The sequence below is a fragment of the Pseudomonas sp. PSE1(2024) genome (assembly GCF_050990555.1).
Taxonomy (GTDB): Bacteria; Pseudomonadota; Gammaproteobacteria; order Pseudomonadales; family Pseudomonadaceae; genus Aquipseudomonas; species Aquipseudomonas aphyarum.
In genome coordinates this window covers 2,629,775-2,654,450 of sequence record NZ_CP158967.1, presented here as the reverse complement: position 1 = coordinate 2,654,450, position 24,676 = coordinate 2,629,775, and the positions used below count along the sequence as shown (strand labels likewise).

The following is a 24,676-nucleotide window of genomic DNA, read 5'->3' as shown; positions in this document are numbered from 1 at the left end:
GCCTGTAAATAAACCGCCGCCCTGCCAGGGACGGCGGTTTTTTCATATCCACCTTTCAGTCGCGCGCCAATGCCTCGATCGGGTCGAGCCGCGACGCATTGCGTGCCGGCACGAAGCCGAACACGATGCCGATCAGCGTCGAACAGATCACCGCCGTGAGCACCGAGGTCAGCGAGAACACCATTTCCCACTCCTTGATGAACAACGAGAACAGATGACCGATGGCGTAACTCAACGAAATACCGATGGCCCCGCCGAGCAGACAGACCATCACCGCCTCCACCAGAAACTGCTGACGGATGTCCGACTGCCGCGCCCCCACCGCCATGCGAATACCGATCTCGCGGGTACGTTCGGTGACTGATACCAGCATGATATTCATCACGCCGATGCCGCCGACCACCAGCGAAATCACCGCAATCAGCGACAGCAACAAGGCCAGTGAGCGGCTGGTTTTCTGCACGGTCTGCATCACGCTGTCGAGGTTGTTGGTAAAGAAGTCCTTGGTGCCGTGACGCTGCAGCATCAGTTTGTTGACGTTGTCTTCCACCACCTTGCTCGGCTGGCCGTCCTTGATCCGCACGCTGATGCTGTCCAGGTAACGCTGGCCCAACAGCCGCCCGGCTGCGGTTTCATAGGGCACCCATACGTTGAGCGACTTGCTCGACGAGAAGATGTTCTTGTTCTCCGCCGCCACGCCAATCACGGTGCACGGCAGGTTGCCGATCAGGATCACCTGCCCCAGCGGATCGACTCCTTCGCCGAACAATCGATGGCGGGTGTTGTGATCGATCACCACCACCTGCGCCTGGCGCCGGGCATCGCTTTCGCTGAATGCAATGCCCGACTCCATCTTGATTCCGCGCACCTGAAAGTACAGATCGCTGACGCCGTTGACCTGGGCATCGAGGTCAATGTTGCGATAGCGCAGCAACAGATTGCGCCCGACCACCGGCGTGGCGCTGTCGACGTAATACAGCTGATTGAGCGCGGCCACATCCGCCGGCACCAGGGTTTCGATGGCCGCCGAGCGGCTGTCGCCGAAACTGGTGCCGGAATAGATATCGATGGTGTTGCTGCCGATGGCCTGAATGTCCTTGAGCACATAGCGCTTGGCCCCTTCGCCGATGGCCGAGATCGACACCACCGAGGTGATACCGATAACGATCCCAAGCATGGTCAGCAGTGTGCGCATCCGATGGGAGATCAGCGCGACCCAGGCCATGTTGAACGCTTCCTTGAACAATCCGAGGCTGGCCACCAGACGCCGCGCTGCCGTGGATTTGGGCACTGCGTCCTCATTGGTCAGTGCCGTGGTGTCGCGCTCGTTGCGCCGGTCGCTGAGGATTTCGCCGTCGCTGACTTCGATGATGCGCTCGGCGTTGGCCGCGACCTTGGGGTCGTGAGTCACCAGAATCACCGTGTGCCCGGCCGCGTGCAGCTCCAGCAGAATCCGCATCACCTCCTTGCCGCTGGTGGTATCGAGGGCGCCGGTGGGCTCGTCCGCGAGAATCACTTCGCCGCCGTTCATCAGCGCCCGGGCGATACTCACCCGCTGCTGCTGACCGCCCGACAGTTGGCTCGGACGATGCGTCAGGTGCCCTTCCAGCCCCAGCCGTGCCAACAGCTCACGGGCCCGGGCATGACGCTGAGGTTCCGGCGTGCCGGCGTAGATCGCTGGCATCTCGACGTTGTGCATCGCGCTCAGATGCGGCAGCAAGTGATAGCGCTGGAAGATGAAGCCGAAATAGTCACGACGCAGTTCGGCCAGCGCCTGGTTGTCCAGATCACGGGTTTCCCGGCCATTGATCTTGTAGCTGCCGGCCGTGGCGTAATCGAGGCAACCGAGAATGTTCATCAGCGTTGATTTGCCGGAGCCCGAGGCACCGATGATCGCCACCATTTCCCCGGCATGGATCGTCAGGTCGATATTCTTCAGCGCCAGGAATTCACGGTCGCCCGCAGTGAAACTGCGGCTGATGCCGGTCAGTTGCAGCAGAGGTTCGCTCATGCTCATGCCCCTGCCACTTTCGCCACCGGATCACCAATCACCACCCGGTCACCTTCGGCCAGACCGTCGTTGACCTGCACCTTGACGTTGTTATTGATCCCGGTCTGCACATTGCGCGACTGCGCCTGGCCCTTGGCGTCCAGCACCCGCACCGGGAAACTGCCATCGTTGTTGCGCGGGCCCAGCGCGGCCACCGGAATCGTCAGCACCGATTTGGCGGTGTCGAGCACCACCCGCACCTGAGCCGTCATGGAAATACGCAGACGATGATCGGGGTTCGGTACTTCGAACAACGCGTTGTAGAACACCGCCGTGTTCTGCTTCGGCGTGCCGGCGGGCGGGGTTTCGAGGAAGTTCTGCGGCGCAGGCTCGGTACCGCGCAGCTTGCCGTAATAACGCTTGTCCTCGCCGAGAATGGTGAAATACACCTCCTGCCCCGGCGCGATGTGAATGACGTCGGCCTCCGACACCTGAGCCTTGACGGTCATGGTGTCCAGGTCCGCCAGTTTGAGCAGGATCGGCGCCAGTTGGTTGGCGATCACGGTCTGGCCTTCCTGAGTCACGATGCCCACCACGTCGCCGTCGATGGGCGCGACGATTCGCGTGTAGGCCAGATTGACCTTGGCGGTGTCGATCTGGATATGCGCACTCTTGATCTGCGCGTCCAGCGACAACAGGTTGGCCTGCTGCACTTCGTAGTTCGATTGCGCGGTTTCGAAATCCTGCCGCGAGATCGAGGCGTCCTCCTGCAGGTTCTGATAGCGCTCGTAGATCGCCTTGGTCTGGCGCAGCTGAGCCTGAGTCGCCCGGCGCTGGGCTTGCAGATTCTCCTCATCGACCTGTGCCTGACGCAGGGTGTTCTGCAGCACCAGAGGGTCGATTTCCGCCAGCCACTGGCCCTTCTTGACCTTGTCGCCGACCTTGACCTTGAGCGACTTCAACTGGCCCGAAACCTGGGCACCGACGTCCACCTGCTTGATGCCCTCCAGCAAACCGGTGGCCAACACTGCGTTTTCAATGTCAGCGCGTTCGACCGTGGCGGTCAGGTATTGCGGTGCCTCGGCCGGCGCCTGCACCGTGTAGAACACCAACCCGGCCACCAGCGTCAACGCGACTCCCAGACCGACTTTGCGCAACTTCGACTGTTCCATAAATGACCACGATTCCGTTCAGGGTTGAGCCCGGCCAGCGGCCGGGTTCCAGGATAAAGACTTCACTCAGGACAACACTTGATCCGCCGCCACCGTCAGCCCGTCATGCCACCACGCCGCGAGACTGAAGACGTTGGGTGCCTTGAGAATCGTGAAGTGATTCCCGGGGCCGTACCACACAGTCAGATCCCTGGCCTCGCGCTGCCAGCCTTCGAGCATCGTCGCCTGTTCGCGCTGATTGCCCGAGGCGTCCAGCGTCGGGTCGTCCACCAGCGCCAGACGCACCGGCCCGGTGTAGGCCAGAGTCGATCGATAGACCGTGCGCAGCGCGGTGGCGAAGGTGCGCACCGGGCCCTGCATCGCATCGACTGACGCGCGTTCGGACAGCACACCCGCGCGCACCATCCCGTCATGCAGCAGGCGCATTTGCGTGGTGTCGTCGGCTTCGGCAAAGGCCAGCGCATCGATGCCCAGAGACTTGCCGCTGGACAGTTGCAGCGACTCGATCAGCCGCAACAACGCCGCCGTCATGGTGTACGGCTTGCCCACCACGCTGTTGCCGCCCGGTGATTCGCTGTCGATCAAGGTCAGGGACGCCACCTCGCGCCCCGACGCCTGCAACTGCGCCGCCATGGCGTAAGCCACCCAGCCACCGAACGAATGCCCGATCAGATGCACCGGTCCTTGCGGATACAACTGCTCAAGTGCCCGCAGGTAGAACGTGGCGGCGCTTTCGACCCGGCTGTGCGGCACCGTCGCGCCGTCCAGGCCTCGGGGTTGCAACCCATGAATCGGCCACTCCGGCCCCAGTGCCTCGGTCAGGTGGAGGAACCCGGTGACACTGTCGCCAGCTCCCGGCACACAGAAAATCGGCGCATGCCCGGTGTGACCGGTCTGAATGGTCAGGATCGGCTGATAAGCCGTTGGCGCGGGCGCAGTTGCCGTTTCCAGCGCCTGCGTCAGTGCCTGCCCCAATGCCTGAACGTGGGGTGCTTTCATCATGCTCTGGTGGTCACCTGGTACGTCGATGCAGTTCAACTCCGCACCGGGCAATTCTTCAGCCCAACCGCGGGTGAGGCTGAGTCGCGACATTGGCGCCGAACGCTCCGTGGCACGCAGCAGATGCAACGGCAGACCGATCGGGTTGATCCGGTAATGCGCCAACGCATGCCCGTGGGCCACTTCACGGTCGAGGTAATGCCAGGCATCCTCCGACGAGACAGCCGCGAGCTCGGGTCTGAGCAACTGCTGCTCGTGACAATGGTTGAACAAATCGGCGAACGCCCACTGCTCAAGTTCGGTCTGCAACACGGCCAGACGCGCCAGTGCTTGCTGCCCCTGTGTCTCGTGCCCGGCCCAATGCGCCGTGCAATGCAAAAGCAATTGGCGCTTGTGCACATGTGCATCGTTCCACTGCGCCTTGTTCGGATCGGCCAGGCGCGGCACGTAGGTGTCGATCAGCCCGACGAACGCCACTGACTCGTCCATCCCGAGCAGTTGCGCCGCGATTTCGTAAGCCAGCACGCCACCGAACGACCAGCCGGCAAGCCGATAGGGGCCGTGGGGTTGTCTGGCGCGGATCACCTCGACCAGTCGGGTTGCCAGGCATTCCATGGTACGCAGTTGCGTCATACCGGAATCGATTCCCGGCAAGCCGTAAATCGGGAACTCACCGCCGATGTGCATGCCCAGCGCCGGGAAATACAGGTCACGACCACTGAACTCATGCACCAGGAACAACGGCGTTCCCTGGTCACTTGCACGCACCACGACCACGCCGTCATGGAGCGGCACAGCGTCACTGCGCTGGCACAGCAGCGTGGCAGTCCCCTCGACAGTGGGATGCTGGAACAGCTCGGCCAACGAAACCGGCATGTCGGCCTTTTGCATCAGATCGACGAGCCGCACCGCCAGCAGCGAATGCCCGCCCAGTTCGAAGAAGTTGTCATGGCGCCCTACCTGCCCGACTTGCAACACTTCAGCCCATAGCCCGGCCAGTGATTCCTCAAGAGGATTGGCCGGCGCTTCATAGTCACGCATGACCAGCGCTTGGTGTGTCGGCGCCGGCAGGGCTTTGCGATCGACCTTGCCGTTGTTGTTCAGCGGCAGGCTCGCCATCGCCACCCAGGCGGTCGGCACCATGTACTCCGGTAACCTTGCTTGCAGCAGCGCGCGCAGAGTAGCGCTCTGCAATTCCGAATTGTGCGCGGTGTAATAGGCCACCAGCCGCGTTGGCTCCTGTTCGTCGCGTCGGGCCAGGACCACCGCTTCCTTGACTCCCGGACAACTCAACAGGCGGTTTTCGATTTCTCCGAGCTCGATCCGGAAGCCGCGAATCTTCACTTGGTCATCGTTGCGGCCGATGCATTCCAGTCGCCCCGGCGCCTGCCAGCGCACCAGGTCACCCGTGCGATACATCAAGGCTTGCGGATTGTCGCTGAACGGATCCCGGAGGAATTTCTCGGCACTCAGTTGAGGCCGATTCAGATAACCCAGCGCAACACCCTGACCACCGATGTACAACTCACCGGTGACGCCGAACGGCACCGGTTGTTGCCGGTTATCCAGCACATACACGCGGGTATTGCCGATGGGGCCGCCAATCGAAACACTGTCCGCATCCGGCGCCACCTCACGCACTTCGAAGGTGGTGGCGTACGTCGTGGTTTCGGTCGGGCCATAACAATGCACCAGGCGCAGGTCCGGCGCTTCGGCGAGCAGCTTTCGAAACGCCGCCGGATCGCCACGCTCCCCACCGCACAGCAGGATGCGCAGCCTTTTTAGCGCCTCGGGAATCAATTGCACGTACTGATTGAACAACGCGGTGGTGACAAAGAGGATCGTCGCCCCGCACCGATCAAGCTCCCGACCGAATGCCTGCGGGTCGAGCAAGGTCGCATGATCGATCACGGCCACCTGGCCACCGTTGAGCAGGGCGCCCCAGATATCCATGGTGCTCGCATCGAACGCCGGGTTCGAAGCGAATGCCACCCGGTCACTCGGGTTGAAATCGGCGTAGCCGCAATCGATCACAAGGCGGGTAATTCCGCGATGCGGCACCATGACCCCCTTCGGGGTGCCCGTGGAGCCCGAGGTGTACATGATGTACGCCAGCGCCTCCGAGGACTGAGGTAGATCCGGGTTGTGCGAAGGACTCCCGGCAAGCGCCAGGGTATCCAGATCCATTCGCCGTACCGGGTACTCGATGGCCTGATCGCTGCCGGTCAACAGCGCGACCGCCTGACAATCCTGCACCATGAATGCCTGACGCTCGGCGGGTGCATTGATGTCCAGCGGCACATAGGCCGCCGCACACTTGATGATCGCCAACTGTGCGACCAACAACTCCAGCGAGCGTGGCAACAGGATCGCCACATGATCGCCGGGCTGCACACCCTGGGCGATGAGGTGATGAGCCAGGCCGTTGGCGCGGCGGTTCAATTCTGCGTAACTCAACGCCTGCATTCCGTGCACCGCCGCGACGGCTTGCGAATCTTTGGCAGCCTGCATCTCGAATAAACGGTGCACGGTCAGTATTTGCGGAGTGTTCCGCGCGCTGGCGTTGAATTCGTCGAGCAACTGCGTGCGTTCCTGATCCTCGATTATCTGCGCGTGTTCCAGCACTGCCTGGTCGTTGTTGACCATGGCCTGCAACAAACGCTTGAAGTAACCGACATAACGCCGTGCCGTCGCCTCATCGAAGAGCGCTGTGGCGTACTCCATCCAGCCACTTATCCCGTTGGGCGACTCCCCCAGGGTCAGGGTCAGATCAAACTTGGCGAAGTGACTCGGCTCGGCCACCGCTTCCAGGGTCAGATCCCCCAGCGCCAACACCGGTCCGTCGCTGTTGCGCCAGTTGAACATGGTCTGGAACAGCGGGCTGTGGGCCAGGCTGCGGGCCGGTCGGGCGATTTCCACCACTTGCTCGAAGGGCAGGTCCTGATGATCCTGGGCCTGCAAGGTCAGCGCCTTGACCCGCGCCAGCAGCGCTTCGGTGCTCAACTCACCGGAGGTATCAATGCGTAATGCCAGGGTATTGACGAACAACCCGATCAGTCCCTCGATTTCGGCCCGCTGACGGTTGGCCACCGGCGAGCCGACCACGACGTCCGATTGCCCGGCCAAACGACCGAGCAGCATCGCCCACGCGCTCAGCATCGTCATGTACAGCGTCACGCCATGGCGCTGGCTCAAGGCTTTGAGCCCGGCGCTCAAGCGCTCGTCCAGGCACACTTCGACGCTGCTGCCTGCGTAATCCTGTTGCGCCGGCCGCGGTCGGTCGGCAGGCAACGTCAGCAAGGCAGGCGCGTCGGCCAGCGTACGTTGCCAGTATTCGCTCTGGCGCTGCAATACCTCCCCGCTCAGCCAGCGTCGCTGCCAGACGGCATAGTCGGTGTATTGCAATGCCAGCGGCGGCAAAGGGTCCGCCAACCCCTGACTGAAAGCCTGATACAACGCCATCAGCTCGCGGGTCAGCACCTCCATCGACCAACCGTCGGAAATGATGTGATGCAAGGTGATCAGCAGCACATGGTGATCGTCGGCCAGACGGACCAGTCGCCCGCGAATCAACGGATCGTCCTGCAGGTCGAACGGGCCTGAGGCCTCCCCCTGAATCAGTGCCTGCAAGGCTTCGTCGGCCAGCGGGTGCTGGCGCAAGTCTTCGACACGCAGCAGCACACCGCTGTCGGGCGGGGTAATCAGCACCTGGGCTTCGCCATTGCTGGGAGCGAAGCGGCTGCGCAGGCTTTCGTGCCGGGCGACAATCCGGGCCAGCGCCCGCTGCAGCGCATCGGCGTCGAGCACACCGCGCAAACGCAGGCCGATCGGAATGTTGTAAGCCGTGTTGGCACCTTCCATCTGCGCCAGAAACCAGAAGCGCTGCTGGGAAAACGACAGCGGCAATGCGCCTTCCCGTGGCACCGGCAGGATCGGCGGCTGCGTAGAGCGTCCGGCCAGGGTCAGCGACTGCGCCACCGACGCCAGTTCGGCATTGGCGAACAACTCGCCGAGCGCAAGCTCTACACCCAGTCGCTGACGCACCTGCGCGACCATGCGCATGGCCAGCAACGAATGGCCGCCCAACTCAAAGAAATGATCCTGACGCCCTATCCGTTCGACCTGCAGAACCTCGGCCCAGATCTGCGCCAGTGTGCACTCCAGTTCGCCTTGTGGCGCCTCGTATTCGTGTGTGAGCAGGGCCGTGCGCTCCGGTAACGGCAAGGCCTTGCGATCGAGCTTGCCATTGGCGGTCAACGGCAAGCTGTCGAGCCTGACGAACGCGACCGGCACCATGTATTCGGGCAACTGGCCCAGCAAATGCTCGCGCAGCTGCGCTACCGCCAGTGGCTGCACCTGGGCCTGCTCGGTGAAATAGGCCACCAGCCGTGGTTGTCCTGGCTCGTCTTCACGAGCCAGGACAACCACTTCCTGAAGGCCGGGAAGCTGATGCAGGCGGCTTTCGATTTCCCCCAATTCGATGCGCATGCCGCGGATTTTCACTTGATCATCGTTGCGCCCCAGATAGTCGATCGTCCCGTCCGGGCGCCAGCGAGCTAGGTCGCCAGTGCGATACATACGCGCATTCGGTCGTTCACTGAAGGGGTCCGGCAGAAAGCGTTCGGCGGTCAGTTGCGCACGGTTCAAGTAACCGCGCGCCACGCCTGCGCCACCGATATACAGCTCGCCGGATACGCCGATCGGCACCGGACGCTGTTGGTCGTCGAGCAGGTACACCGAGGTATTGCTCACCGGTTTGCCGATGTGCAGCGCCTCCCCCGCCTCGATCCGTCCGGACGTGGCGACTACGGTGGCTTCGGTAGGGCCATAGTTGTTGATCACATCGAAATGCTGATTGCGCGAAAACTGACGCAAGCGGTCGCCGCCGATCAGCAGGGTACGCAATGTCGGGTGCTCGAGATGCCGGCTGAAGGCGTATTCGGCGACGGGCGTCGGCAGGAAACTCACGTCCAGCGGTTGCGCGCACCACCAGGCCAGCAGCCCGTCGACGTCTTCGCCGCCGTCCTGCGCAGGCGCCAGGTGCAGGGTCGCGCCGACGGACAGCGATGGCCAGATTTCCCAGGCCATCGCGTCGAAGCCGAACCCGGCCAGACTCGACGTATGGCGGCCGGCACACAGGTCAAACGCGTTGCTGTGCCAGTCGACCAGATTGGCCAGTGTCTGGTGTTCGACCATCACGCCCTTGGGCAAACCGGTGGAGCCCGAGGTGTAGATCACGTAAGCCAGGTTCGCCTCGGACAGACCCGGTACCACGGGGTTTGCGTCATTGCCTGAGCGCCAGGTGCGCGGGTCGAGATCGATCACCGGCAGCTCCTGCGTCGGCAGCCGTGCAAGGAGGTCACGTGAAGTCAAGATCGCCACCGGTGCGCAATCACTCAGCAGATAGTTCAGGCGTTCGGCCGGATGCGCGGGGTCGATCGGCACATACCCGGCGCCTGCCTTGAGGACTGCGAGCAATCCGGCCAGAGTATCCAGTCCTCGCCGGGCGACGACTGCGACCCGGTCATCCGGCTGCACACCCAGATCGATCAAGCGATGCGCCAGACGGTTGGCCTGGCGGTTCAGTTCGTGGAACGTCAGTTGCTTGTCCAGGTGCACCGCCGCCAGCGCTTGCGGTCGCGCGACGACCTGCGCCTCGAAGCGTTGATGAATCGTCTGTCCGCGAGGGTATTCGACATCGCTGGCGTTGAACCCCGTCAACAGCTGTTCGCGCTCCGGGGCGGGCAACACCGACAGTTGACTCAGCGGCGTATCCGCCGCGAGCGCCAGCGCCTGCAACAGGTTTTCCATGGCACACACCATATAGCCGCAGATCCGCTGCGCCTCGACCTCACGGCTGGCCAGCAGCGTCAGGCTGAAGTGATCGCCAAAGTCATCGATGCTCAAGGTCAGCGGGTAATTGGTGCGTTCCTCCGCATGCAGGACGCTGATCCCCTCCCAGGCCGAAAGCGCCTCGGCACTGGCATTGGCACTCGAGGTGCTGTGCCGATAATTGAGCAGCGAACTGAACAGCGGCGATGACCCGACCACCCCGCTGCAGCGCTGGGCCAGCGCCAGTGGTGCGTGCTCATGGCGCATCAGGCTCGTCAGACGTGCCTGTGTGGCCTTCACCGACTCGCTTGCTGCCAGCGCGCTGACCTCGACCCGTAGCGGCAAGGTGTTGATGAAAATGCCGAGCGCGCGATCGGTAGATTCCGCGCCTTGCATCCGCCCCATCAGCACAGTACCGAACACGACAGGAGACTTGCCGGTGAGTGCATTCAGGACCTGCCCCCAGCCAAGGTGGAACAGACTCGCGACACTCACGCCGAGCGAACGGGCACTGGCTCGCAGGCGCTGCCCCAGCAGTGGGTCAAGTGGCACATTGCATTCTTCGATGTCGCTGCCGTCGCCATGCACGCCTTGCAGGCCGAACGGCAACGTCGGTTCGTCGATGTCACCCAGCATCTCGCGGAAAAACGCCTCGTGCTCCGACTCGCTGATGCCAAGCCGCGCCTGGGCGACATAATTGCGAAACGGTACGGGCGCTCCCAGTCTGGCGCTCTGCCCTGACAGGCAAGCCTGCATTTCTTCGCTGACCACCGCCAGCGCCGAGTGATCCATCGCCATGTGATGAAACAGCAACATCGCGACGATACGCCCGGTCTTTGCATCCCGGGCATGGGCCAGCTGCAATAGCGGCGCACGTGTCACGTCGAGACGAAAATGCCGGGCGTCGAATCGCGCATGCAACTGCTCCAGAACATCGCCTTGAGCCACATCGAGCTGCACTTCTTCCACAGGTAACCCGACACGTCGCAGGACCACTTGCACCGGCGTATCCAGTCCTTCCCAGACGATGGCGGTGCGCAGAATGTCGTGGCGTTCGATGACGGTCTGCAGGGCCTGGACGAATGCCCCGAATCGCTCAGGTCCGCTGAACGCGAATTTCGCCTGCATCACATACGGATCACCCTGTGCAGCGCTCGCGTGGTGGTAGAGGATGCCCTCCTGCAACGGCGTCAGCGGATAGATGTCCTGGACATTGGCGCCGCCGCCAGGGATATGCGCGACAATTTGATCGAGGGTGTCCTGGCTCAGGTCAACCATTGTCAGCATCGCCGGGGTAACCCGTGTTGTGCCCGGTGAAATGCCATTGACCGGCACTGCAATCTGCCCTTCCCGTGCGGGCGAGTAACCGCCCGCCTCGATCAGCTCGATCAATGCCGGTTTGTGCTCGCGCAATGCGGCCAGCAAGGCCTGTTCACTCAGGGCCTGCTTGTTGCCATTGACCCGTAATTGTCCGTCCGTGATTGCCAACTGGATGTCTTTTGTCTTCAGCGTCGCCAACAGTTCATTCAGGTTCACAGGACGATCTCCATTCTTTCCGTGATAGCCGCGTAACCAGCCAGAGTCGGTTGCTCGAACAACGTCCGGACATCGGCTTCGATACCTTCCTGTTGCAGGCGCCCGATCAGACTGACCGCCAGCAACGAATGCCCACCCAGCTCAAAGAAATGGTCTTGTCGCCCGACGCGCTCGACTTTGAGCAATTCACACCACAGTCGCGCGAGGAGGATTTCCATCTCGCCGACCGGCGCTTCGTATTCGCGAATGCTGACTGCAGCCGAATCCGGTGCGGGCAGCGCCTTGCGATCGACCTTGCCATTAGGGCTCAGCGGCAGGCTGTCGAGCGCGACGAATGCCGACGGCACCATGTAATCGGGCAAGCGTGCGAGCAAGTGTTCGCGCAACGCCTCGATCCCCGGTTGCCCGGCTTCGGCGTGCCAGGTGAAGTACGCCACCAGACGCTCCTCACGCACCAGCACCACGGCTTCTCGCAAGGCTGGATGGCTCAACAGTTGCGCTTCGATCTCACCCGGTTCCAGACGCAAGCCACGCAGCTTGACCTGGAAGTCGTTGCGCCCGATGAATTCGAGCTGGCCATCGGCGCGGTAGCGCACCCGGTCGCCCGTGGCGTACAGCCGATCGCCGGCAACGAACGGGCTCGGGATAAACCGTTCGGCCATCAATTGCGGCAAGCCCAGATAGCCCCGCGCGACCCCGGCACCGCCAATGAACAACTGACCGATGACGCCCATCGGCACCGGCTGTTCGGCGGCATCGAGTACGTACAGACGAGTGTTGTTGATCGGCCGTCCGATCGGCAACGCGCTGTCAGGCACCGGCATCGACGGTTCCAGCGTCCACACCGTGCTGTCGACCGTGGCTTCGGTCGGGCCGTAAACGTTGTGCAAGCGCACTTGTGGCAAACGCTCACGCACGAGACAAGCCAACGCCGGCGTCAGGTCGCCGCCGCCACAGAACACATCGGTGAGGCTGCTGCACTGGCTGACATCGTTCTGCTCGAGGAACTGTTGCAACAGCACCGGCACGAACTGGATCACGCTGATCCGTTGTTCGCGAATCACCTGCACCAGATACGCCGGCTCGCGGTGTCCGTCGGGACGCGCCAGCACCAGACGCAGCCCGGCGCTCAACGGCCAGAACAGCTCCCAGACCGAGGCATCGAAACTGAACGGGGTTTTCTGCAACAGCGCGCCATCCGTCACGGCGGGACATAGCTGCGAACTCCAGTGCAACAGGTTGCCCACACCACGGTGCTCGACCATCACGCCTTTCGGCGCACCGGTCGAACCGGAGGTGTAGATCACGTAGGCCAGGTTCGAAGCGCTCAGGTTCGGTACTTGCGGGTTGTCGTCCGGATTGAATGTCCAGTGAGTCTGATCCAGATCGATCACCAGCGCAGTGCTCTCGCCCAGCAACGCACGCGTCGCCCCGTGCACCAGCACCGCTATCGGCGCGCTGTCCTTGAGCATGTAATCCAGACGTTCTGCCGGGTACGCCGGATCCAGCGGCACATAGGCACCGCCCGCCTTGAGAATGCCGAGCAGACCGACCATCAGCTCCAGCCCGCGCTCGACACAGATCGCCACCCGAGAATCCGGCCCCACGCCCAGCTCGCGCAGGTGATGGGCCAGACGGTTGGCCTGTGCGTTGAGTTCGGCGTAAGTCAGCCGCTGCTCACCAGCCTGCAAAGCAACGGCTTGCGGCGTGCGTTGCACTTGCGCCTCGAACAGCCCGTGAACGGTTTGCTCCAGATTGTCGGCAGTGCCGGTGACATTGAGATCGTAAAGCACCCGCTGACGTTCTGCGCCGTCAAGGATCGGCAAGCGGTTCAGCGGCTGATCCGGTGCCTGTTCCAGAGCCTCCGCCAGTGTCTCCAGCGCCGTCTGCATGTAGTCGCAGATCCGCTGCGAACCGATGCTCGCCGGGGTCATGGCGGTGAGCACAAAACCGCTGCCCAGATCATCGACGCCCAGACTCAGCGGATAGTTGGTGCGTTCTTCGCTGCTCAGGGTCTCGATGCCTTGCCAGGCCTGACGCAGGTTTTGCTGTTGAGCTTCATCAGCGCTGTGCCGGTAGTTGAGCATCGAACTGAACAGCGGCGACGGCGCGGCCACGCCGCTGCAACGCTGGGCCAGTGCCAGTGACGCGTGTTCATGACCGAGCAAAGCACTCAGACGCGCATGCGTCGCCCGAGCCCCTTCGCGCACCGGGGTTGTCCCCAGATCGACCCGCAGCGGCAAGGTGTTGATGAACATCCCCAACGCCCGGTCGGCACCGTCGCCGCCCTGCATCCGGCCCATCAGCACCGTACCGAACACCACACGATCCTGCCCGGATGTCGCGGCCAGCACCTGCGCCCACGCGAGGTGGAACAGGCTGGCCACGCTGATGCCCAGTTGCCGTGCGAGGCTGCGCAGACGCTGGCCGGTCGCTTCGGTCAGGGCCTGTCGCGTTTCCTCGATATCGCTACCGTCACCTTGCACATCCTGCAAACCGAACGGCAGGGTCGGCTCGTCGATGTCGCCGAGCATGTCGTGGAAGAACGCTTCGTGCTCCTGCTCGCTGACACCCAGCCGCGCCTGCGCCACGTAGTTGCGGTAAGGCGCCGCCGCGCCCAGCGAGGCTTCGCGCCCTTGCAGGCAGGCGAGCATTTCATGCTGCACCACGTCCAGCGCGGTGTGATCCATCACCACATGGTGGAACAGCAGCATCGCGACCACCCGGTCGTGGGCCGGATCACGGGCATACACCAGACGCAGCAACGGTGCCTGGCTGATGTCGAGGCGGTAGTGACGGGCATCGAAACGCCCGTGCAATTGCTCGAGGATGTCGCCATCCGCCGGATCAAGCACGATCTCCTGCACTGGCAGATCTGCGTGACGCCAGACCACTTGCATCGGCTCGGCCAGTTTCTGCCAGATCACTGCCGTACGCAGGATGTCGTGGCGTGCAATGACCTGGCGCAGCGCTGCCGCGAACGCTTCCACACGCTCGACGCTGTCGAAGGCCAGCCGCGATTGCAGCAGATACGGATCGCCCTGCTCTGCGCTCAAGTGGTGATAGAGGATGCCTTCCTGCAACGGCGCCAGCGGATAAATGTCCTGCACGTTGGCGGCGCCGCCGGGCACCGTGGCAACGATCCGGTCGATGCTCGGCTGATCCAGTTCGGTCAGGCTCAGCAGGTCCGGGGTGATATGGATGCAGCTATCGGGAATGCGATTGGCCGGCACTTCGATTTCGCGACCGCTGCCCACCGCCGCGGCCAATGCAGCCAGAGTTGGCTGGCTGAACAGCACACGCACATCGGTACTCAGGCCGATCTGGCGCAGGCGTTCGATCAGGGTGACGGCCAGCAGCGAATGGCCGCCCAGTTCGAAGAAGTTGTCGTGGCGACCGACTTTTTCCAGCTTCAGGACATCGGCCCAGATCTGCGCCAACGCAGTTTCCACCGGACCTTGCGGGGCTTCGTATTCGCGGCTGAGCCAGGCGTTCTGATCCGGCTCCGGCAAGGCCTTGCGGTCGAGTTTGCCGTTGGCGGTCAGCGGCAAGGCGTCGAGGCGCACGTAAGCCGCCGGGATCAGCGCTTGCGGCAATCGGGTTTGCAGATGATTGCGCAGGGTTTCGATATCGGTCGGCGCACGCTCGGTGAACCACACCAGCAACTGCCCGTCGCGCACCAGCGCCACTGCGTCCTGCACTGCCGGATGGCTGGCCAGCGCCGCTTCGATTTCCCCCAGTTCAACTCGCACGCCGCGCAGTTTCACCTGATCGTCGTTGCGGCCCAGGTACTCGATGTTGCCGTCCGCCAGCCAGCGTGCGAGGTCGCCGGTGCGGTACATGCGTCCTTCGTTGAACGGATCATTCAGGAAGCGTTCAGCGGTCAGATCGGGACGGTTCAGGTAACCCCGCGCCACGCCGGCGCCGGCGACGTACAACTCGCCCGTCACACCCACGGGCACCGGACGTTGCTGGTCATCGAGCAGATAGATTCGGGCGTTGGCCATCGGCCGGCCGATGTGCAGCGGTTGGCCGACTTCGACCGGCCCGGACGTGGCGACCACCGTAGCCTCGGTCGGACCGTAGTTGTTGATCACCGAGAAGGTCTGCTCGCGATTGAACTGACGCAGCTTGTCGCCGCCGATCAGCAAGGTGCGCAGGGTCGGATGTTGCAGTTCGCGGCTGAACGCATATTCGGCCACCGGAGTCGGCAAAAAGCTCACTTGCAACGGCTGCGCCCGCCACCAGTCGAGCAGTTCGTCCAGGTGCTCGTTGCTCACCGATTCCGGCGGCAGGTGCAACGTCGCGCCGACGCACAGCGCCGGCCAGACTTCCCACGCCATCGCATCGAAACCGAACCCGGCCACGCTGGCGGTGTGGCTGCCGGCGTGCAGGTCAAAGGCTTCGGCGTGCCAGTGCACGAGATTTTCCAGGGTCGCGTGTTCGACCATCACGCCCTTCGGCTGGCCGGTGGAGCCCGAGGTGTAGATCACATAGGCCAGGTTGTCCGGCGTAAAATCGGCGACCTGCGGATCAGCAACCGACAGGCCTGACCAGGTTTCATGGGCGAGATCGATCACCGGCACGCCCGACTGATTCGGCAAATCGACGTTGCGAACCAGTACCACCCTCGGCGCACTGTCGGCCAGCATGTAAGCGATTCGCTCGGGTGGATAAGCCGGGTCGACCGGTACATAGGCGGCGCCGGCCTTGAGGATCGCCAGCAAACCGACCAGCATTTCCGGGCTGCGTTTGAGACAGATCGCCACTCGCGTATCGGTGGTAACACCCATCCCCTGCAGATGATGGGCCAGGCGATTGGCACGCTGGTTCAATTGCCAGAAAGTCAGGCGCTGCGTGCCCGCCTGAACCGCCACGGCATCCGGCGTGCGCGCAACCTGCGCTTCGAACAGATGATGAGCACCTTGCGCTGACGGGTAAACGGCGGAGCTCGCATTGAAGTCGCCAAGCAGCTGCTCGCGCGCCGCCGCGGACAGGACGTTGAGACGTTCAAAGGCCTGTCCGGGGTTGTCAGCCAACGCTGTCGCCAGCTCCGTCAGAGCGGTGTGCATCAGCTCGCAGACCCGCTGCGCCCCCACATGATCCGGGGTCAGCACCGACAGATTGAAGCCATCACCCCGGTCGTTGATGCTCAGGGTCAGCGGATAATTCGTGCGCCCGTCCTGGGCCAGGAATTCGATGCCTTGCCAGACCGGATCAACAGGCTCTCGCGCAGCGTCGTGGCCGCCATGCCGATAGTTGAGTACCGCGCTGAACAGCGGCAAAGGGGCGGCCACGGCGCTGCAACGCTGAGCCAGTGCCAGCGACGCATGCTCATGTCCCAGTAAAGCCGCCAACCGCTCATGAACCGTTCGAACCGCTTCGCTCACACTTTGCCCGGCAACCTCCACGCGCAGCGGCAAGGTGTTGATGAACATCCCCAATGCCCGATCCGCGCCCTCACCGCCTTGCATGCGGCCCAGCAGCACCGTGCCGAACACGACGTCCCGGCGTCCGGAGGTCGCCGCCAGCACCCGTGCCCAGGCGAGATGAAACAGGCTCGCGACGCTGACCCCGTATTGCCGTGCCTGGCTGCGCAGGTGCCGATTCAATTCCACCGGCAGCGCCAGCGAATGCTCCTCGATGTTGCGGCCGTCGCCCTGTACGTCCTGCAATCCGAATGGCAGGGTCGGCTCGTCAATATCACCGAGCATCTCGCGAAAGAAGCTTTCGTGTTCTTCCTCGCTGATGCCTTGGCGAGCCTGATGGACGTAGTTGCGGTAGGGCGCGGCAGGCGGCAAAGACTCAACCTGCCCCGGCAGATACAACTGCATTTCCCGGCGAACCACCTCCAGCGCGGTGTGATCCAGCACGACGTGATGAAACAACAGCACGCCTGCCACCCGGTCATGCAGCGGATCTTCGGCATACACCAAACGGATCAGCGGTGCCTGACCGAGGTCGAGGCGATAATCCCGGGCATCGAAGCGTGCGCGCAACTGATCGAGGATATCGCCATCCAGCGGACTCAAATCGACCGATTGCACCGCCAGCGCGGCTTCTCGCCATACCACTTGCTGCGGGTTCGGCAATCCTTCCCAAACCAGACTGGTGCGCAGGATGTCGTGGCGCGCAATCACCTTTTGCAAGGCGTTGGCAAAAGCGCGCAGGCGCTCGACGCTGGCAAAGGCCAGACATGATTGCAGCAGATACGGATCGCCCTGCTCCGCGCTCAAGTGGTGATAGAGGATGCCTTCCTGCAACGGCGCCAGCGGGTAAATGTCCTGCAAGTTGGCGGCGCCGCCGGGCACCGTGGCAACGATCCGGTCGATGCTCGGCTGATCCAGTTCGGTCAGGCTCAGCAACTCCGGAGGGATGCGGGTGCAGTCGGCAGGAATGCGATTGGCCGGCACTTCGATTTCGCGACCGCTGCCCACCGCCGCGGCCAGGGCTGCCAGAGTTGGCTGGCTGAACAGCACGCGCACGTCGGTGCTCAGGCCGATCTGGCGAAGGCGTTCGATCAGGGTGACGGCCAGCAGCGAGTGGCCGCCCAGTTCGAAGAAGTTGTCGTGGCGACCGACTTTTTCCAGCTTCAGGACATCGGCCCAGATCTGCGCCAACGCAGTTTCCACCGGGCCTTGCGGGGCTTCGTATTCGCGGCTGAGCCAGGCGTTCTGATCCGGTTCCGGCAAGGCCTTGCGGTCGAGTTTGCCGTTGGCGGTCAGCGGCAAGGCGTCGAGGCGCACGTAAGCCGCCGGGATCAGCGCTTGCGGCAATCGGGTTTGCAGATGATTGCGCAGGGTTTCGATATCGGTCGGCGCACGCTCGGTGAACCACACCAGCAACTGCCCGTCGCGCACCAGCGCCACTGCGTCCTGCACTGCCGGATGGCTGGCCAGCGCCGCTTCGATTTCCCCCAGTTCAACTCGCACGCCGCGCAGTTTCACCTGATCGTCGTTGCGGCCCAGGTACTCGATGTTGCCGTCCGCCAGCCAGCGTGCGAGGTCGCCGGTGCGGTACATGCGTCCTTCGTTGAACGGATCATTCAGGAAGCGTTCAGCGGTCAGATCGGGACGGTTCAGGTAACCCCGCGCCACGCCGGCGCCGGCGACGTACAACTCGCCCGTCACACCCACGGGCACCGGACGTTGCTGGTCATCGAGCAGATAGATTCGGGCGTTGGCCATCGGCCGGCCGATGTGCAGCGGTTGGCCGACTTCGACCGGCCCGGACGTGGCGACCACCGTAGCCTCGGTCGGACCGTAGTTGTTGATCACCGAGAAGGTCTGCTCGCGATTGAACTGACGCAGCTTGTCGCCGCCGATCAGCAAGGTGCGCAGGGTCGGATGTTGCAGTTCGCGGCTGAACGCATATTCGGCCACCGGAGTCGGCAAAAAGCTCACTTGCAACGGCTGCGCCCGCCACCAGTCGAGCAGTTCGTCCAGGTGCTCGTTGCTCACCGATCCCGGCGGCAGGTGCAGGGTCGCGCCGACGCACAGCGCCGGCCAGACTTCCCAGGCCATCGCATCGAAACCGAACCCGGCCACGCTGGCGGTGTGGCTGCCGGCGTGCAGGTCAAAGGCTTCGGTGTGCCAGTGGACAAGGTTTTCCAGGGTCGCGTGTTCGACCATCACGCCCTTCGGCTGGCCGGTGGAGCCGGAGGTGTAGATCACGTAGGCCAGATGTGCCGGGGTCAGTTCCGGCAACTGTGGATTGCTGTCCGGCAGGTGCTGCCAGGCGTCGCTGTCAAGATTGATCACCGGCACGGCGCCCAGCAGGTCGCGGGTGACTGTCTGTGCCAGTACCGCCACCGGGTCGCTGTCCTGCAACAGATAAGTGATCCGTTCTGCCGGATGTGCCGGATCGACCGGAACATAACCGGCGCCAGCCTTGAGAATCGCCAGCAGCCCGACCAGCATCTGCGGACCACGCTGCACGCAGAGCGCGACGCGATCGTCCGGTTGCACACCGAGGCCGATCAGGTGATGGGCCAGGCGGTTGGCGCGGCGGTTCAACCCGTCGTAGCTCAGACTTTGCCCGCCCTGCACCACTGCTACAGCGTCGGGTTGGGTCGCTGCTCGCGCTTCAAACAATTGGTGCACCACATGGCCGTGGGCAAAGTCGCGACCGGTAACATTGAAACCGACCAGCACGCGCTGGCGTTCGGCCGCCGACAGAATCGACACCTGATTCAATGGCGCATTGCGGTCTTGTTCCAGCGCGCTCAGTAAATTGTGCAATGCCGCTTGCAGGTAGTCGCAGACCCGCATGCCATCCACTTCGGGCACTGCCTGCACAGAAAGCCGGAAGCCCTGTCCAAGGTCGTCGACGCTGACCACCAGCGGATAGTTGCTGCGCTCACGAGAATCGAGAATCCGGATGCCTTCCCATCCCGGCGTAGCCGTCTGTTGCGCACTGTGGCGATAGTTGAGCAAGGTATTGAACAGCGGATCCGAACCCGTCACGCCACTGCAACGTTGAGCCAGTATCAGCGGCGCCTGCTCATGCACCAGCAGTTGCGCCAGACGCTCGTGGGTAGACCTGACACCCGCCTCCACCGTCGTTGCCCCGACATGGACCCGCAGCGGCAGTGTGTTGATGAACATACCCAACGAACGGTCGGCGCCCTCTCCACCCTGCATGCGCCCCAGCAGCACCGTACCGAATACCACCTCCTCGCGCCCGCAGACCTGCGCAAGTACCTGACCCCAGGCCTGATGCACCAGACTCGCAACACTGATGCCCAGCGTGCGGGCCTGTTTGCGCAGGCGCCCGGCAAGACCCTCATCCAGTGCCAGTTCGCTGTCCACGATGTTTGTGCCATCGCCGAGTACGTCTCGCAGGCCGAACGCCAGGGTCGGTTCGACGATGTCGCCGAGCATCTCGCGAAAGAACGCTTCATGTGCCTGGGCATTCGAACCGAGACGGGCCTGAGCGACATAGTTGCGGTATTGCACGGGGGGCGGCAGCGCGCCGACTTGCCCGTCAAGTGCGTCGCTCATCTCGGCCACCAACACCTCGAGCGCGGTGTGATCGAGCACGATGTGGTGCAACAGCAGGATTCCGACCCAGCGGTTTTGCAACGGGTCTTCGGTGTAGGCGAAGCGCATCAACGGCGCACGCTGCAAGTCCAGGCGATAGTGTCGCGGATCGAAGCGCGCCTGCATTTGCTGCAACACATCACCGTCCTGCGGATCGGCATCCACCCGCTCCAGTGCCAGCGGCGCCGAACGCCAAACAACTTGCACTGGCTCGTCAAGGTTTTCCCTTACCACGCTGGTACGCAGGACGTCGTGCCGGGCGATGACACTGTTCAACGCGCGAACGAACGCCTTGATCTGCGCCAGTCCGTCGAAGGCGAATTGCGCTTGCAGCACGTACGGGTCACCGTCGGCGATGGCCAGATGGTGATAGAGGATTCCCGCCTGCAACGGTGCCAGGGCGTAGATGTCCTGCACGTTGTCGATACCGCCATCGACGGTCTCGACGATACGGTCGATGGCCGCTTGATCCAGCGTGGCCAGCGGCAGCATGTCCGGGGTGATGCGGGTGCAACCGGGTTCGATGCGGTTGGCCGGCACGCTGATCGTGGCGTCCCCTCCCAGCGTCGCGGCGAGTGCCGCCACGCTTGGCTGGCCGAACAGCACACGGACGTCGCACTGCATGTTTTGCTGACGCATGCGCTCGATCAGCTTCACCGCCAGCAACGAATGCCCGCCCAGCTCGAAGAAATTGTCATGCCTGCCCACCCGGTCCAGTCCGAGCAAGGTCTGCCAGATCACAGCGATGCGGGTTTCGATTTCGCCGAGCGGTGCTTCAAATGCCCGCCGGGCGAAGGCTTCGTTGTCCGGCTGCGGCAACGCCCGGCGATCGAGTTTGCCGTTGGCCGTCAGCGGGAAGGCATCGAGGCGCACGAACGCGCCCGGCACCATATGCTCGGCCAGCGATGCCAGCAGGTGATCGCGCAATTGCGCAACGCTCGGTTCGACACCTTCGGCGGCCAGCCAGTAGACCACCAGACGCGTGTCGCCGGGGCTGTCCTCGCGGGCGATCACCAGCGCATCGCGCACGCCGTCGCAGGCTGCAAGACGTGCCTGAATCTCGCCAAGTTCGATACGGAAACCGCGGATTTTCACCTGATCGTCGTTGCGTCCCAGGTATTCGAGTTCGCCCTCCACCGTCCACCGAGCCAGATCGCCGGTCTTGTACAAACGCGCTTCGGCATGCTCGCTGAACGGATCGGCGATAAAGCGCTCGGCGGTCAACGCCTCACGATTCAGATAACCACGGGCAACCCCGGCGCCACCCACATACAACTCACCGGTCACCCCGGCTGGCACTGGCTCCCGCCGAGCATCGAGGACGTATAGGTGCAGGTCGGGAATGCGCACGCCGATCGGGCTGCTGGCGGTCAATTGCGCGTCTGCCGCCACCAACGGTCGATAGGTCACATGCACCGTGGTTTCGGTGATGCCGTACATGTTCACCAGCCGGGTGCCGGCGTTGCCGACCCGCGCATACCAGGGTTTGAGCGATCCTGGCTCCAGCGCTTCACCGCCAAAAATCACTTCGCGCAGCGAATGTTGCAACGGGCTGCGGCCCTGGGCGGCGATCAACTGACGGAAAGCGCTCGGCGTCTGGTTGAGTACGGTGACCCCCGTGCGGCAGAGCAACGCATAACACTCGTCCGGCGAGCGGCTGATGTGTTGCGGCACCACCAGCAACTGACCGCCGTAAGCCAGCGCGCCCCAGATTTCCCAGACCGAGAAATCAAAGGCAAACGAGTGAAACAACGCCCAGACGTCTTGCGCATTGAACCGGAACCAATCGTGGGTCGCGCCAAACAGGCGTGCCACGTTGCGGTGCTCGACCATCACCCCTTTGGGCAGCCCGGTGGAGCCAGAGGTGTAGATCACGTAGGCCAGATGCGCCGGATTCAAGTCCGGGATCTGCGGGTTGAATTCAGGTTCGGTCTGCAAACCGTCGTTATCGAGGTCGATCTGCGGCACGGATAGCCCGGCAATCCGATCCAGAGTCGCTGCCTGCATCAGCACCGCCACCGGCGCACTGTCTTGCAGGGTGAAGGTGATCCGCTCCAGCGGATAAGCCGGATCGATCGGCACATAACCGGCGCCCGCCTTGAGCACACCGAGCAGGCCGACGATCATTTGCGGGCCGCGCTCAACGCAGATCGCTACCCGGTCATCCGGACGAATGCCGAGGGCGAGCAAACGATGGGCCACCTGGTTGGCCTGTCGGTTGAGTGCCTCATAACTGTAAGTCCTGCCCTCGAACAGCAACGCGACTGCCTCGGGCCGGGTGTGCGCATGCGCTTCGAATTGCTGATGGATCAACGGCGTGTCGAGAAAACTCGCCCTCGGTGTATTGACGCCATACAACCAGTGCTCACGCTCGGCGGGCGGCAGGATGTTGAGGCTGTGCAATGCGGCTTGCGGGTTGTTCTGCAGCGCATCGACAAGACTGTCCAGTGCCGTGCGCAGGTATCCGGCGATTCGGGAGGCGCCAAGCGTCGCGTCGGCCAGCACCGTGATGCGCAGGTCCTGACCGAGGTCATCGATGTTGACCGTCAACGGGTAATTGGTGCGCTCGCGGGCGCCCAACACGTGCACCCCCGGAGACAGCTCGATCACCTCGGCAACTTCCTCCACGCTGCTGTGGCGGTAGTTGAGCATGGCGCTGAACAGCGGCGTCGGCACCGCCACGGCGCTGCAACGCTGGGCCAGTGCCAGGGACGCCTGCTCATGGGCGAGCAGCGCGGTCAGACGCCGGTGCGTCGCCAGCACGCCGTCATGAACGCTCGACCCGCCGACATCCACCCGCAAAGGCAGCGTATTGATGAACATCCCCAATGCTTGCTCGACACCGTCAGCCGCGTTCATCCGTCCCAGCAGAACGGTGCCGAACACCACCGCCGAGCGCCCGCACAACTGCCCCAGCACGCGTGCCATGGCCAGGTGCATCAGGCTCGCCACGCTCACGCCTGATTGTCGCGCCTGGGTACGCAGGCGCTGGCTCAGATCGCTGTCGAGCATGCACGAGACTTCCTCGATGCCCTGACCGCCACCTTGTACATCGTGCAAGCCACCGGGCAGCGTCGGCTCGTCGATGTCGCCGAGCATCTCGCGGAAAAATGCCTGGTGCGCTTGCTCATCCGAGCCCAGACGTGCCCTCGCCAGGTGGTCGCGAAACGGCACCGCCCTCGCTACTTCGGCATCGCGGCCTGACAGGTAGGCCTGAATTTCCCGGCGTACCACATCGAGCGCGACGTGATCCATGATCATGTGATGGAACAGCAACAATGCGACCACCCGGTCGTTGGCCGGATCCTCGGCGAACACCAACCGCAACAACGGGGCCTGTTGCAGGTCGAGGCGAAAGTACTGCGGGTCGTGGCGTGCCAGCAATTGCGCGAGTACGTCCTCGCGGTCATTCAAATCGACTTCCTCACAGACCAGCGGGGCTTCACGCCAGACCACCTGCACGGGATCGTCCAGATGCTCCCAGAGGATGGCGGTGCGCAAAATGTCATGGCGCCCGATCACCCGACGCAGCGCGTCGGTGAATGTATCCAGCCGTCCGCGACTGTCGAACGTGAACCGCGCCTGCGACACGTAGGGATCCCCCTCCGGCGCGGAGAGATGGTGATAAAGCAGCCCCTCCTGCAACGGCGCCAGCGGATAAATGTCCTGCACGTTCGCCACGCCGCCCGGCACGGTGGCGACGATGCGGTCGATGGCCGGCTGATCCAGTTGCACCAGCGGCAGCATGTCCGGGGTGATGCGCAGCGCCGGGCTCGACCAGTCGCCGCCGTGGCTCGCCACCAGTTCCAGCAACTGCGCCTTGTGTTTGGCGAGGCTGTCCCACAACGCGTCGTCCAGCGCGTCGTCGTTGCCCAGAATGACCAGGTCTTCATCGTCCTGTTGAAGGCGGATCGCATGGGTGGAAATAACAGCCATCAGCTCGCGAAATTGCATGGGGGTAACCTGCTGTAAATTCGGGAAAAAGGAGCGCGCAGCGGCGAGTCCGTGCGGCCGCGCGCAGCCTGGAAAAGCTAAAACATCGGGGCTTGGGTGTCTGACATGGGAAGCAGGGACAAGCCCCGTGACCGGACAGTCATGGCGTCGAT

General features: G+C 63.3%; 4 protein-coding genes. All 4 read right to left on the bottom strand.

Going from position 1 to position 24,676, the window contains the following annotated elements; translation table 11 throughout:
- Positions 1-55 precede the first annotated feature (55 nt).
- The 4 genes from ABTV87_RS12000 to ABTV87_RS11985 all read right to left on the bottom strand — a co-directional run bounded on the left by ABTV87_RS12000 (position 56) and on the right by ABTV87_RS11985 (position 24,524).
- Positions 56-2,011: a MacB family efflux pump subunit gene (locus ABTV87_RS12000; RefSeq protein WP_433899579.1), complete on the bottom strand. Its 1,956-nt coding sequence runs from the start codon at positions 2,009-2,011 to the stop codon at positions 56-58.
- Between the two features lie 2 nt (positions 2,012-2,013).
- On the bottom strand, positions 2,014-3,162 hold the full coding sequence (gene macA, locus ABTV87_RS11995; protein WP_127797720.1) for a macrolide transporter subunit MacA: 1,149 nt from the start codon (positions 3,160-3,162) through the stop codon (positions 2,014-2,016).
- Positions 3,163-3,228: 66 nt separating this feature from the next.
- Complete coding sequence (locus tag ABTV87_RS11990; protein ID WP_433899578.1) at positions 3,229-11,529, bottom strand: amino acid adenylation domain-containing protein; 8,301 nt, start codon at positions 11,527-11,529, stop codon at positions 3,229-3,231.
- On the bottom strand, positions 11,526-24,524 hold the full coding sequence (locus ABTV87_RS11985; RefSeq protein WP_433899577.1) for an amino acid adenylation domain-containing protein: 12,999 nt from the start codon (positions 24,522-24,524) through the stop codon (positions 11,526-11,528). Before ABTV87_RS11985 ends, ABTV87_RS11990 begins: the two co-directional genes overlap by 4 nt.
- Between the last annotated feature and the right edge of the window lie 152 nt (positions 24,525-24,676).

Excerpts from the sequence above, each read along its gene's own strand:
- ABTV87_RS12000 (WP_433899579.1), bottom strand. The coding sequence starts at position 2,011 with ATGAGCGAACCTCTGCTGCAACTGACCGGCATCAGCCGCAGTTTCACT.
- macA (WP_127797720.1), bottom strand. The coding sequence starts at position 3,162 with ATGGAACAGTCGAAGTTGCGCAAAGTCGGTCTGGGAGTCGCGTTGACG.
- ABTV87_RS11985 (WP_433899577.1), bottom strand. The coding sequence starts at position 24,524 with ATGCAATTTCGCGAGCTGATGGCTGTTATTTCCACCCATGCGATCCGC.